This is a genomic window from Streptomyces sp. NPDC002209, assembly GCF_042890265.1.
Taxonomy (GTDB): Bacteria; Actinomycetota; Actinomycetes; order Streptomycetales; family Streptomycetaceae; genus Streptomyces.
The window spans coordinates 607,516-620,099 of sequence record NZ_JBIARX010000002.1; the positions used below are offsets into that span (position 1 = coordinate 607,516).

The following is a 12,584-nucleotide window of genomic DNA, read 5'->3' on the forward strand; positions in this document are numbered from 1 at the left end:
ATGCACCCGCTTCGCCAACCAGGGGGGTCACACAGGTGAGTACGGCCGCAACGACGGGCTTCTGCAGGGTCACCGTCGTGGCCCCCGACAGCCGCATCGACGTCGCCCTCCCGGAGGACATCGCCGTCGCCGACGTCTATCCGGAACTCCTGCGCCTCACCGGCCAGACCCAGCCCGTCGGCGCCCCCACCGGTTTCCACCTGGTCCGCCGCGACGGCACGGTCCTCGACGGCGCCCGCACCCTCGCCGCCCAGCAGGTCCTCGACGGCGAGGTGCTGAGCCTGCGTCCGTTCGCCGAGTCGCTGCCGCCGGCCGTGTTCGACGACGTCTCCGACGCCGTCGCCTCCGCCGTCGTCCGCGACCGCCACCTCTGGAGCGACGACATGCTGCGCGGCGCGGGCCTGGCCGGCGCCGCCCTGCTGCTCGTCCTGCTCGGCTTCGTCCTCTGGTACGCCGACCCCGTCCGCCACGACATGCACGGCCTGCCCGGCATCATCGCCGGCGCCGTGGGCGTGCTGCTCACCGCCGCCGCCGGAGTGCGCGCCCGGGTCTACCGCGACCGCGGCTCCGCCGTCGCCCTCGGCCTCGGCGCCCTTCCGCACCTGCTGATCGCCGGCTCGGGCATCATCGCCGCCGGCGCCGGCGAGGGACCCGGCCGGCTGCAGTTCCTGCTCGGGTGCGTCTGCGTCCTGGTCGCCTCCGTGGCCCTGGTCGCGCTCACCCCGAACGGGGACGCCCCCTTCGTCGCGGCCACCTTCCTCGCCACCACCGGAACCCTGGCCACGTTCGTCGCCATCGTCACCGACGCCTCGGCCACCGCGACCGCGGCCGTCTGCGCCCCGGTGGCCATCGGCCTCGTCGCCTTCCTGCCCGGCCTCTCCGCCCGCTTCGCCCGGCTGCCCATCGGCTACGCCGCCCCGCAGAGCGCCGTCGAGAGCTACGAGACCCCGGACCGCTACGAGACCGAGCCGTACGGTGACCCCGCCGGCTCCGAGCAGCACGACACGGGCGCCCCGCTCGACGCCGAGGCCATCGCCACCCAGGCCCGCCGCGGCCACGAGATGCTCCTCGGCCTGGTCGGCGGCTGCGCCGCGGTCGTCGTCGGCTCCGCCGCCGTCCTCGGCTTCTCCGACAACACCTGGGGCCGGCTGCTGGCCCTCGCCACCGGGCTGGCCATGCTGCTGCGCGCCCGCCTCTTCCGCTACACCTCCCAGGTCGTGTGCACCCTGGTCGCCGGCCTGGCCGCCATCGCACTGCTGATCCTGGGCCTGGCCCTGCGCCCGCCGGCCGACCTGGTCCGCGAGCTCGTCCAGTACCACGACCACGGCGGCCTGGACCTCCGTACGATCTGGCTCTCCGCAGCCGTCGCCGCCGGCGCCGCCCTCCTCGCGGGTATTGCACTTGTCATCCCCCGCAAGGGCCTGTCACCCTTCTGGGGACGGCTGCTCGACCTCACCGAGGCGGCAGTACTGCTCAGTCTTGTCCCGCTGGCCCTCGCCGTGCTGGACGTGTACGCCAGGGCCCGGTCTCTCACCAGCTGAGACGGGGCCGGGCGGCAGCCTGGTACGCTGTGTGACGGCCGTTTGTGTACGCGCCCCCGGATCCCTCGACAAGGGGTCTGTGGACTGCGCTCAGCGGACCCCGCCTCCCGAGTTACGGAAGATCCCCAGAGAATTCGACCTGGGGCACTCGGTGGCCACGAAGACCTAAACGAGGAGTACGCGTGTCGCTCGACGCCGCTACGAAGAAGCAGATCATCGCCGAGTTCGGTGCCAAGGAGGGCGACACCGGCTCCCCCGAGGTCCAGGTCGCCATGCTCTCCAAGCGCATCACGGACCTGACCGAGCACCTCAAGACCCACAAGCACGACCACCACTCCCGTCGTGGTCTGCTGATCCTGGTCGGCCAGCGTCGCCGCCTGCTGCAGTACCTGGCCAAGAAGGACATCCAGCGCTTCCGTACGCTGGTCGAGCGCCTCGGCATCCGCCGCGGTGCGGCCGGCGTCAAGTAAAGACGCTGTGAAGGGAGCGGTTCCCACACTGAGGGGGCCGCTCCCTTTGCTGTACGTGCGCTCGCTCTACGTGCGGGACGTACCGGACGCTTTGTAGTCTGGACGCAGGTGCACTGCGAACCACGTGCACAACTGAAGAGGAGGAGCGCCCTCCCAGGCCGCCGGTCCTCGGTAGTGGTACCCGGAAAGCCCCACGGGCACCGAACCGGGTACTTCGATCGAAGACCGGCCCGCACGCAAGGAGCGCTTCTCCGCAACCGTCCGCAGCCACACGGGCAGCGGACGGAGACGACGAAAATGGAGAAAACGCTAGTGGAGAACGAGACCCACTACGCCGAGGCCGTCATTGACAACGGTTCCTTCGGCACCCGCACCATCCGCTTCGAGACGGGCCGTCTGGCCCGCCAGGCCGCCGGCTCCGCCGTTGCCTACCTGGACGACGACACGATGGTGCTTTCCGCCACCACCGCGTCGAAGAAGCCCAAGGACCAGCTCGACTTCTTCCCCCTGACGGTGGACGTCGAGGAGCGCCAGTACGCGGCCGGCAAGATCCCCGGATCCTTCTTCCGCCGCGAGGGCCGCCCCTCCGAGGACGCGATCCTCACCTGCCGTCTGATCGACCGCCCGCTGCGCCCGTCCTTCAAGAAGGGCCTGCGCAACGAGATCCAGGTCGTCGCCACCGTCATGGCGCTGAACCCGGACCACCTGTACGACGTCATCGCGATCAACGCCGCGTCCGCGTCCACGCAGCTGGCCGGCCTGCCCTTCTCCGGTCCGATCGGCGGCGTCCGCGTCGCGCTGATCCGCGGCCAGTGGGTGGCCTTCCCGACGCACACCGAGCTCGAGGACGCCGTCTTCGACATGGTCGTCGCGGGCCGCGTCCTGGAGGACGGCGACGTCGCGATCATGATGGTCGAGGCCGAGGCCACCGAGAAGACCATCACCCTGGTCAAGGGCGGCGCCGAGGCGCCGACCGAGGAGATCGTGGCCGCCGGCCTCGAGGCCTCGAAGCCCTTCATCAAGGCCCTCTGCAAGGCCCAGGCGGACCTGGCGGCCAAGGCCGCCAAGCCCGAGGGCGAGTTCCCGGTCTTCCTGGACTACCAGGACGACGTGTACGAGGCCCTCGCGGCCGCCGTCAAGGGCGAGCTCTCCCAGGCGCTGACCATCGCGGGCAAGCAGGACCGCGAGGCCGAGCTGGACCGCGTCAAGGAGATCGCCGCCGAGAAGCTCCTCCCGGCCTTCGAGGGCCGCGAGAAGGAGATCTCCGCCGCCTACCGCAGCCTGACCAAGGCCCTGGTGCGCGAGCGCGTCATCAAGGACAAGGTCCGCATCGACGGCCGCGGGATCACGGACATCCGTACCCTCGCCGCCGAGGTCGAGGCCATCCCGCGCGTGCACGGCTCGGCGCTGTTCGAGCGTGGCGAGACCCAGATCCTGGGCGTCACCACCCTCAACATGCTCCGTATGGAGCAGCAGCTGGACACCCTTTCCCCGGTGACCCGCAAGCGCTACATGCACAACTACAACTTCCCGCCGTACTCCGTCGGCGAGACCGGCCGCGTCGGTTCGCCGAAGCGCCGCGAGATCGGCCACGGCGCGCTCGCCGAGCGCGCGATCGTGCCGGTCCTCCCGACCCGCGAGGAGTTCCCCTACGCGATCCGCCAGGTGTCCGAGGCCCTCGGCTCCAACGGTTCGACGTCCATGGGCTCGGTCTGCGCCTCCACCATGTCGCTGCTGAACGCCGGTGTGCCCCTCAAGGCCCCCGTCGCCGGCATCGCCATGGGCCTGATCTCCCAGGAGATCGACGGCAAGACGCACTACGTCGCCCTCACCGACATCCTCGGTGCGGAGGACGCCTTCGGCGACATGGACTTCAAGGTCGCCGGCACCAAGGAGTTCGTCACCGCCCTCCAGCTGGACACCAAGCTGGACGGCATCCCGGCCTCCGTCCTGGCCGCGGCCCTCAAGCAGGCCCGCGACGCCCGCCTCCACATCCTCGACGTGATGATGGAAGCGATCGACACGCCGGACGAGATGTCCCCGAACGCCCCGCGGATCATCACCGTCAAGATCCCGGTGGACAAGATCGGTGAGGTCATCGGCCCCAAGGGCAAGATGATCAACCAGATCCAGGAGGACACCGGCGCCGAGATCACGATCGAGGACGACGGCACCATCTACATCGGTGCCGCCGACGGCCCGGCCGCCGAGGCCGCCCGCGCCACGATCAACGGCATCGCCAACCCGACCATGCCGGAGGTCGGCGAGCGCTACCTGGGTACGGTCGTCAAGACCACCACCTTCGGTGCCTTCGTCTCCCTGCTCCCGGGCAAGGACGGCCTGCTGCACATCTCGCAGATCCGCAAGCTCGCCGGTGGCAAGCGCGTGGAGAACGTCGAGGACGTGCTCGCGGTCGGCACCAAGGTCCAGGTCGAGATCGCCGAGATCGACCAGCGCGGCAAGCTCTCCCTGATCCCCGTGATCGACGGCGAGGCCGCCGGCGACGACGCTGACAAGGACGACTCCGACAAGTGACGTCGCGTAGTTCCCGTGTGACGGCCCGCCCCTCTTCGGAGGGGCGGGCCGTCACACGTACCCAAACCCTCCTCAAGGGCGAGAACGGCATCGGCACCGTCCGGCGCACCGTCCTCCCCGGCGGACTGCGCATCGTCACCGAGACGCTGCCCTCGGTCCGCTCCGCCACCTTCGGCATCTGGGCGCACGTCGGCTCCCGCGACGAGACGCCCACGCTCAACGGCGCCACGCACTACCTCGAGCACCTCCTCTTCAAGGGCACCGGCAAGCGCAGCGCCCTCGACATCTCCTCCGCGATCGACGCGGTCGGCGGCGAGATGAACGCCTTCACGGCGAAGGAGTACACCTGCTACTACGCACGGGTGCTCGACACCGACCTGCCGCTGGCGATCGACGTCGTCTGCGACATGCTCACCGGCTCGCTGATCCGCGAGGAGGACGTCGACGCCGAGCGCGGCGTCATCCTCGAAGAGATCGCGATGACCGAGGACGACCCGGGCGACTGCGTGCACGACCTGTTCGCGCACACGATGTACGGCGACACCCCGCTGGGCCGTCCCGTCCTCGGCACCGTCGACACGATCAACGCCCTCGGCGCCGACCGGATCCGTCGCTTCTACAAGAAGCACTACGACCCCCGCCACCTGGTGGTGGCCGCGGCCGGCAACGTCGACCACAACAAGGTCGTACGTCAGGTCCGCGCGGCCTTCGAGAAGGCCGGCGCCCTGCGGCACACCGACGCCGAGCCGATCGGCCCGCGCTCCGGAGCCAAGCGCATCCGCACCTCCGGCCGCGTCGACCTGATCAACCGCAAGACCGAGCAGGCCCACGTGGTCCTCGGCATGCCCGGCCTGGCCCGCACCGACGAGCGCCGCTGGGCGCTCGGCGTGCTGAACACGGCCCTCGGCGGCGGCATGTCCTCCCGCCTCTTCCAGGAGGTCCGGGAGAAGCGCGGCCTGGCCTACAGCGTGTACTCGTACACCTCGGGCTTCGCCGACACCGGGCTCTTCGGCGTGTACGCGGGTTGCCGCCCGAACCAGGTCCACGACGTACTGCGGATCTGCCGCGGCGAGCTCGACAAGGTCGTCTCCGAGGGGCTCACCGACGAGGAGATCAAGCGGGCCATCGGCCAGCTGTCCGGCTCGACCGTCCTCGGCCTGGAGGACACCGGCGCGATCATGAACCGCATCGGCAAGAGCGAGCTCTGCTGGGGCGACCAGATGTCGGTCGACGACATGCTGGCCCGGATAGCGTCCGTGACCCCGGACGACGTCCGCTCGGTCGCGCAGGATGTACTGGCCCAGCGGCCGTCGCTCGCGGTGATCGGCCCGCTGAAGGAGAAGCAGGCCGCCCGCCTCGACGAAGCGGTGTCCTGAGACCCCGAGACCCTGGATACCTTGGGGCCGGGCACCGGCCGCCGGCCGGTGCCCGGCCCGTACGACAGGAAGCGAAGAAGCATGAGCAGCAAGCTGCGGGTGGCCGTTCTCGGCGCCCAGGGCCGCATCGGCTCCGAGGCGGTCAAGGCCGTCGAGGCCGCCGAGGACATGGAGCTGGTGGCCGCCCTCGGCCGCGGCGACAAGCTGGAGACGGTGGCCGAGGCCGGCGCGCAGGTCGCGGTCGAGCTGACCACCCCCGCCTCGGTCATGGAGAACCTGGACTTCCTCGTCCGCCACGGGATCCACGCCGTGGTCGGCACCACCGGCTGGAACGAGGAGCGCCTCGCCCAGCTGGACACCTGGCTCGCCGCCTCCCCGCAGACCGGCGTGCTCATCGCCCCGAACTTCTCCATCGGCGCGGTCCTCACCATGAAGTTCGCCGCCCAGGCCGCCCGCTACTTCGAGTCCGTCGAGGTCGTCGAGCTCCACCACCCCAACAAGGTCGACGCCCCCTCCGGCACGGCGACCCGTACGGCGCAGCTCATCGCGGCCGCCCGCGCGGAGGCCGGCTGCGCCCCGCAGCCCGACGCCACCGCCACCGCCCTGGACGGCGCGCGCGGCGCGGACGTCGACGGCGTCCCGGTGCACGCGATCCGCCTGCGCGGCCTGCTGGCCCACCAGGAGGTGCTCCTCGGCGGCGAGGGCGAGACCCTGACGATCCGTCACGACTCCCTGCACCACAGCAGCTTCATGCCGGGCATCCTGCTCGGCGCGCGCCGCGTCGTGCAGCACCCGGGCCTCACGTTCGGCCTGGAAAACTTCCTCGACCTCGGCTGATGAGCAGGCAGTAGTACCCATGCGCGCGAAGATCACTTACTTCCTCACGGCCGCCGTCCTGGTCGTCTACTTCGTCCTGGTCGGCAGCCGCGGCGTGCTGCTGATCCGGCAGGGCACCTGGCTGACCGTGACCTTCGGGGCGGCCGTGCTGATCCTGCCGGTCATCGGCGTCTGGTTCCTCTGGAAGAACACGCAGTTCGTGACGAAGGCGAACCAGCTCGCGACCGAGCTGGAGGCCGAGGGCGGACTGCCCGTGGACGAGCTGGAGCGGGACGAGTACGGCCGGATCGTGCGGGACTCCGCCGACGAGGTCTTCGCGCGCCGCAAGGCCGAGACGGAGGACGCGCCGGGGGACTGGCGCAGCTGGTTCCGCCTCGCCGTCGCCTACCACGACGCCCGGGACACCCCGCGGGCCCGCAAGGCCATGCAGCGGGCCATCGCCCTGCACGGCGGACCGCGCCGCTGAGCCGGCCCACGAAGCCCGCAGGCCCGTAGAACCCGGAAGCCCGTACAGCCCCCGCCCAGGCGGGGCTGTACGGGCTTCCGGGGCACTGCACGTCGGTGTCAGGCGGGCACGGCCCGGTACTCGTCGGCCCAGGCCTCGACCATGTCGGCGGCCCGGTCGAACGCCTCGGTCCGCGACAGGAAATCGGCGTTGTGGTCGGTCAGCAGCACCGGCAGTTCCGCACCGTCGCGCGCGGCCGCCGTCAGGGCCTGACCCTGAACGGTCCGCGGCAGCCCCAGCCAGCGCACCGGCTGCTGGACCGTACGGACCTCGGTGATCTCGTCCCAGCCGATCGAACGGGTCCGGAAGAAGCCCACCCGGCGAAGCCCCGCAGGGCTCACCCAGACGCCCGCCATCAGCAGGCGCAGCGCCGACCCGATCACGGCGAGCGCGGCGGCCACGCAGACACCGGCACCGGCCCATGCACCCGCGAACGCGATGATCATCGTGGCGAGCAGCATGAACGCGGCCAGCAGGAGCAGCAGGGCGGCGCCGGCCACCCGCCAGGGCCCGGGCCGGTACGGCCGGCGCCAGCGGTCGGGGTCCTCGTGGGCCAGTACGTCCTCGTCGGCGGTGTCTTCGTGCGCGTCGAACGCGCGGTCGGCCGTCAAGAAGGGCAGGGGCACGGCTGTACCTCACTCACATGCACGTTCGGTTGGGCTGTGCCCGTGAGGCTACCGCCCCTCGGAGGCCTCCGACTGCTGCGACTTGGCGGGCGCCTGGTGGGGCTGCAGTGCGGGCATGCCGAAGAGCAGGGAACCGACGAGCCCCGCCACCACGGTCAGCCCGACCAGACTACGGGCGGCCATCTGGGCCACGCCCAGACGCTCGCGCGGCGGCGGAGTGACATTGCTGCGGAAACGGTCGGCCTCGGCGACGAAGGCGAACGGGACGGGTTCGCTCCGGCGGAACATAGAGCGACTCTCCTCACGGTCAGGGCCCTGGGGCGGCGGTGGCGGGTGCGTGTGGCGTGTACTGGTGAAGACGTACGAGCCGCTCAATCGGTGCCGGAATTCGGGACATTAACCAAATTTTATGGCTGGGTGTCAGCTGAAAGGGTGACCGAGCCGCCGCCGCGGCCCGTGCCCGATCCGCCCGAGAGCTGCGCGGGGAGCCGTCGGCCGCGCCGTAGAGTGGGCGCGCCCCATGTGAGTCGTTCGGAAGGACCCCCGGTGAGCGAGACCGCCGCTTCAGACCTGAAACCCAGCTTCCGCAGTGATGTGACGGTGGAGCTGGTGAAGCACTCCGCCGCCGACTCCGACGTGCTGTGGGCCGCCCGTGTCTCCACGGCCGGCGAGCAGTCGCTCGAGGAGCTCCAGAAGGACCCGGAGCGCTCCAAGGGCCTCATCAACTACCTGATGCGGGACCGCCACGGCAGCCCCTTCGAGCACAACTCGATGACCTTCTTCATCAGCGCCCCGATCTTCGTGTTCCGCGAGTTCATGCGCCACCGCGTCGGCTGGTCGTACAACGAGGAATCGGGCCGCTACAGGGAGCTCGAGCCGGTCTTCTACGTCCCGGACGCCGAGCGCAAGCTCGTCCAGGAGGGCCGCCCGGGCAAGTACGTCTTCGTCGAGGGCACCACGGCCCAGCAGGAACTGACGGGCCGGGTGATGGAGGACTCGTACCGTCAGGCCTACGAGGCCTACCAGGAGATGCTGGCCGCGGGCGTGGCCCGCGAGGTTGCCCGTTCGGTCCTGCCGGTCGGACTTTTCTCCTCGATGTACGCCACCTGCAACGCACGCTCGCTCATGCACTTCCTCGGCCTGCGCACGCAGCACGAGCTCGCGACCGTTCCCTCCTTCCCGCAGCGGGAGATCGAGATGGTCGGCGAGAAGATGGAGCAGCACTGGGCCGCGCTCATGCCGCTGACGTACGCGGCGTACAACGCCAACGGTCGCGTCGCCCCGTAAGGGTCGGTACACCCCGATGGGCACGGATGGACCCACTCCGTACAGATGTACGGAGTCAAGTCCGAAGTGTCCGTATTGCCACGTTTCGTAAAGTTCATCTAGGCTGATCAAACGGACCCGGCACTGCTTGAACCCCCGAGCAGGCAGTGCCGGGATCCAACAGTCCTGACAGCCCGTGCCGGGAGCCACACCCCGTTGACGTCCCCCGAGGGGACACCGTGAGCATGGCAGCGAGTAGCGTGTTACCCATGGCTCCGATCTCGACTCCGCAGACCCCCTTCGGGCGGGTCCTCACCGCCATGATCACGCCCTTCACGGCGGATGGCGCACTCGACCTCGACGGCGCGCAGCAGCTCGCCGTCCACCTGGTGGACGCAGGCAACGACGGCCTGATCATCAACGGGACCACCGGCGAGTCCCCGACCACCACCGACGCGGAGAAAAACGACCTCGTACGAGCCGTCCTCGAAGCGGTCGGCGACCGTGCCCACGTCGTCGCCGGCATCGGCACCAACGACACCCGCCACACCCTCGAGCTGGCCCGCCAGGCCGAGCGCACCGGCGCACACGGCCTGCTCGCGGTGACTCCGTACTACAGCAAGCCGCCGCAGGAAGGCCTCTACCGGCACTTCACGGCGATCGCCGACGCCACAGAGCTCCCGGTGATGCTCTACGACATCCCCGGCCGCAGCGGTGTCCCGATCAACACCGAAACCCTGGTGAGGCTCGCCGAGCACCCCCGTATCGTGGCCAACAAGGACGCCAAGGGCGACCTCGGCCGCGCCAGCTGGGCGATCGCCCAGAGCGGACTCGCCTGGTACTCCGGCGACGACATGCTGAACCTGCCGCTGCTGTCCGTCGGCGCCGTCGGCTTCGTCTCCGTGGTCGGCCACGTGGTCACCCCCGAGCTCCGCGCGATGCTCGAGGCCCACCTGGGCGGCGACGTCCAGAAGGCCACCGAGATCCACCAGAAGCTGCTCCCCGTCTTCACCGGCATGTTCCGTACGCAGGGCGTGATCACCACCAAGGGCGCCCTGAACCTGCAGGGCCTGCCCGCGGGCCCGCTGAGGCTCCCGCTCGTCGAGCTGACGGCCGAAGAGACGGCCCAGCTCAAGATCGATCTTGCCGCCGGCGGGGTACAGCTCTGACATCAGACTTCACAACTGAATACGCAAGACGAACAAAACAGACGAATGCAAGTGCACGAATGACATGCGCGCCACGTGCCTTACGAGGTACGTGGCGTGTGTGGTGAGGAGATACTTTTGAGCCATCCGCACCCTGAACTCGGCCCGCCGCCGAAGCTCCCCAAGGGCGGCCTGCGGGTCACCCCCCTGGGCGGTCTCGGCGAGATCGGCCGCAACATGACCGTCTTCGAGTTCGACGGCCGCCTGCTGATCGTCGACTGCGGCGTCCTCTTCCCCGAGGAGGAGCAGCCGGGCATCGACCTGATCCTGCCGGACTTCTCGTCCATCCGGGACCGGCTCGACGACATCGAGGGCATCGTCCTCACGCACGGCCACGAGGACCACATCGGCGCCGTCCCCTACCTCCTCCGGGAGAAGCCGGACATCCCGCTGATCGGCTCCAAGCTGACGCTGGCCCTCATCGAGGCCAAGCTCCAGGAGCACCGCATCCGCCCCTACACCCTCGAGGTGAAGGAGGGCGAGCGCGAGAACCTCGGCCCGTTCGACTGCGAGTTCATCGCGGTCAACCACTCCATCCCGGACGCCCTGGCCGTCGCGATCCGCACCGGCGCGGGTCTCGTCGTCGCCACCGGCGACTTCAAGATGGACCAGCTGCCGCTGGACAACCGCCTCACCGACCTGCACGCCTTCGCGCGCCTGAGCGAAGAGGGCATCGACCTCCTCCTCTCGGACTCGACGAACGCCGAGGTCCCGGGCTTCGTCCCGCCGGAGCGCGACATCTCCAACGCCATCCGCGGCGTCTTCGCGGGTGCCCAGAAGCGGATCATCGTGGCGTCGTTCGCCAGCCACGTGCACCGCATCCAGCAGATCCTCGACGCCGCCCACGAGTACGGCCGCCGCGTCGCGTTCGTCGGCCGCTCGATGGTCCGCAACATGGGCATCGCCCGCGACCTGGGCTACCTGCGGGTCCCGGCCGGCCTCGTCGTCGACGTGAAGACCCTCGACGACCTGCCGGACGACGAGGTCGTGCTCGTCTGTACGGGTTCCCAGGGCGAGCCGATGGCGGCCCTGTCCCGCATGGCCAACCGCGACCACCAGATCCGGATCGTCCCCGGCGACACCGTGATCCTCGCGTCGTCGCTGATCCCGGGCAACGAGAACGCGGTCTACCGCGTGATCAACGGCCTGACCCGCTGGGGCGCCAACGTCGTGCACAAGGGCAACGCCAAGGTGCACGTCTCCGGCCACGCCTCCGCAGGCGAGCTGCTGTACTTCTACAACATCTGCAAGCCGCGGAACCTGATGCCGGTCCACGGCGAATGGCGCCACCTGCGCGCCAACGCCGAGCTCGGCGCCATGACGGGTGTCCCGAAGGACCGCATCGTCATCGCCGAGGACGGCGTGGTCGTCGACCTGATCGACGGCAAGGCCCGGATCTCCGGCAAGGTCCAGGCCGGCTACGTGTACGTGGACGGCCTGTCGGTCGGCGACGTCACGGAAGTCCACCTCAAGGACCGCAAGATCCTCGGCGACGAGGGCATCATCTCGGTCTTCGTCGTGGTGGACAGCACCACGGGCAAGGTCGTCAGCGGCCCGAACATCCAGGCCCGCGGCTCCGGCATCGAGGACTCGGCCTTCGCTTCGGTCCTGCCGAAGATCGAGGAAGCCATCGCCCGCGCCGCCGCCGACGGCGTCGCGGAGCCGCACCAGATCCAGCAGCTCATCCGCCGGACCATGGGCAAGTGGGTCTCGGACGGCTACCGCCGCCGCCCGATGATCCTCCCGGTCGTCGTCGAGGTCTGAGCCTCGCCGTAGCGCCGTCACTGGAGCGGGGCAACCGGATTTGCATCCGGGGGCCCCGCTCCAGTACGTTTACGGCTCCACCTCGCACGGACCCCCGGCACGCACGCGTGCCCGGACGTGTTCGGCGAGCGGGTGGGATTCAAGACCCAGGGAGACCTGATAAAGTCTGATCCGCCCGAAAGGGAAAAGGCCCTCCAGCGGCCACCGAATTCAAATCCACTCCGGAAACGGTGCGGAAAGAATCTGGTAAGGTTGGAACCGCCGGAAAGGGAAAGCGCGAAAGCGAAGGACCTGGAAAGCAAGCGGGACCGACTCTGATAGAGTCGGAAACGCAAGAACGAAAGCCCGGAGGGAAGCCCGAGAGGGTGAGTACAAAGGAAGCGTCCGTTCCTTGAGAACTCAACAGCGTGCCAAAAATCAACGCCAGAAGTTGATACCCCGTCCACTTCGGTGGAT

11 protein-coding genes are annotated in these 12,584 nt (G+C 69.6%); 9 read left to right on the plus strand and 2 right to left on the minus strand.

The annotated features are described in order from the left end of the window. Positions 1 to 35: 35 nt before the first annotated feature. From eccD to ACFYXK_RS07650, 6 genes are all read left to right on the plus strand, one after another. Positions 36 to 1,541, plus strand: coding sequence for a type VII secretion integral membrane protein EccD (eccD, locus tag ACFYXK_RS07625; protein WP_389410228.1), 1,506 nt, complete (start codon positions 36 to 38; stop codon positions 1,539 to 1,541). A gap of 182 nt (positions 1,542 to 1,723) precedes the next feature. Beyond that, on the plus strand, positions 1,724 to 2,011 hold the full coding sequence (gene rpsO, locus ACFYXK_RS07630; RefSeq protein ID WP_030161433.1) for a 30S ribosomal protein S15: 288 nt from the start codon (positions 1,724 to 1,726) through the stop codon (positions 2,009 to 2,011). Between the two features lie 312 nt (positions 2,012 to 2,323). Next, complete coding sequence (locus ACFYXK_RS07635; RefSeq protein ID WP_389410256.1) at positions 2,324 to 4,546, plus strand: polyribonucleotide nucleotidyltransferase; 2,223 nt, start codon at positions 2,324 to 2,326, stop codon at positions 4,544 to 4,546. Further along, positions 4,543 to 5,922: a M16 family metallopeptidase gene (locus tag ACFYXK_RS07640; RefSeq protein WP_389410229.1), complete on the plus strand. Its 1,380-nt coding sequence runs from the start codon at positions 4,543 to 4,545 to the stop codon at positions 5,920 to 5,922. The genes ACFYXK_RS07635 and ACFYXK_RS07640 overlap by 4 nt, the downstream gene beginning before the upstream one ends. 81 nt (positions 5,923 to 6,003) lie before the next feature. Continuing rightward, a complete protein-coding gene (dapB, locus tag ACFYXK_RS07645) occupies positions 6,004 to 6,759 on the plus strand; it encodes a 4-hydroxy-tetrahydrodipicolinate reductase (protein WP_389410230.1) in 756 nt (251 codons plus the stop codon). A gap of 19 nt (positions 6,760 to 6,778) precedes the next feature. Continuing rightward, positions 6,779 to 7,225: a hypothetical protein gene (locus ACFYXK_RS07650; protein ID WP_389410231.1), complete on the plus strand. Its 447-nt coding sequence runs from the start codon at positions 6,779 to 6,781 to the stop codon at positions 7,223 to 7,225. A 98-nt stretch (positions 7,226 to 7,323) separates the two neighbouring features. On the opposite strand, the gene ACFYXK_RS07655 is transcribed toward ACFYXK_RS07650, so the two are convergent. Together ACFYXK_RS07655 and ACFYXK_RS07660 are read right to left on the minus strand one after the other, a co-directional pair. Next, positions 7,324 to 7,890, minus strand: a complete 567-nt coding sequence (locus ACFYXK_RS07655) for a PH domain-containing protein (protein ID WP_389410232.1) — start codon at positions 7,888 to 7,890, stop codon at positions 7,324 to 7,326. Between the two features lie 48 nt (positions 7,891 to 7,938). Further along, the gene (locus ACFYXK_RS07660; RefSeq protein WP_365957972.1) at positions 7,939 to 8,178 is read right to left on the minus strand and encodes a hypothetical protein; all 240 of its coding nucleotides are present in this window, start codon (positions 8,176 to 8,178) and stop codon (positions 7,939 to 7,941) included. Between the two features lie 258 nt (positions 8,179 to 8,436). On the opposite strand from ACFYXK_RS07660, the gene thyX reads away from it, so the two are divergent. From thyX to ACFYXK_RS07675, 3 genes are all read left to right on the plus strand, one after another. After that, positions 8,437 to 9,177 (plus strand): FAD-dependent thymidylate synthase, encoded by a 741-nt coding sequence (thyX, locus tag ACFYXK_RS07665; RefSeq protein ID WP_389410233.1) that lies wholly within the window; start codon positions 8,437 to 8,439, stop codon positions 9,175 to 9,177. 248 nt (positions 9,178 to 9,425) lie between these two features. Further along, entirely contained in the window at positions 9,426 to 10,325 is a 900-nt protein-coding gene (gene dapA / locus ACFYXK_RS07670; protein ID WP_266636202.1) for a 4-hydroxy-tetrahydrodipicolinate synthase, read from the plus strand. A 117-nt stretch (positions 10,326 to 10,442) separates the two neighbouring features. Further along, entirely contained in the window at positions 10,443 to 12,128 is a 1,686-nt protein-coding gene (locus ACFYXK_RS07675; protein ID WP_383515094.1) for a ribonuclease J, read from the plus strand. The last annotated feature ends 456 nt before the right edge of the window (positions 12,129 to 12,584 follow it).

What these genes read in the sequence shown, in the direction of transcription:
- dapB (WP_389410230.1), top strand. Translation starts at nt 6,004, where the DNA reads ATGAGCAGCAAGCTGCGGGTGGCCGTTCTCGGCGCCCAGGGCCGCATC.
- ACFYXK_RS07660 (WP_365957972.1), bottom strand. Translation starts at nt 8,178, where the DNA reads ATGTTCCGCCGGAGCGAACCCGTCCCGTTCGCCTTCGTCGCCGAGGCC.
- ACFYXK_RS07650 (WP_389410231.1), top strand. Translation starts at nt 6,779, where the DNA reads ATGCGCGCGAAGATCACTTACTTCCTCACGGCCGCCGTCCTGGTCGTC.
- dapA (WP_266636202.1), top strand. Translation starts at nt 9,426, where the DNA reads ATGGCTCCGATCTCGACTCCGCAGACCCCCTTCGGGCGGGTCCTCACC.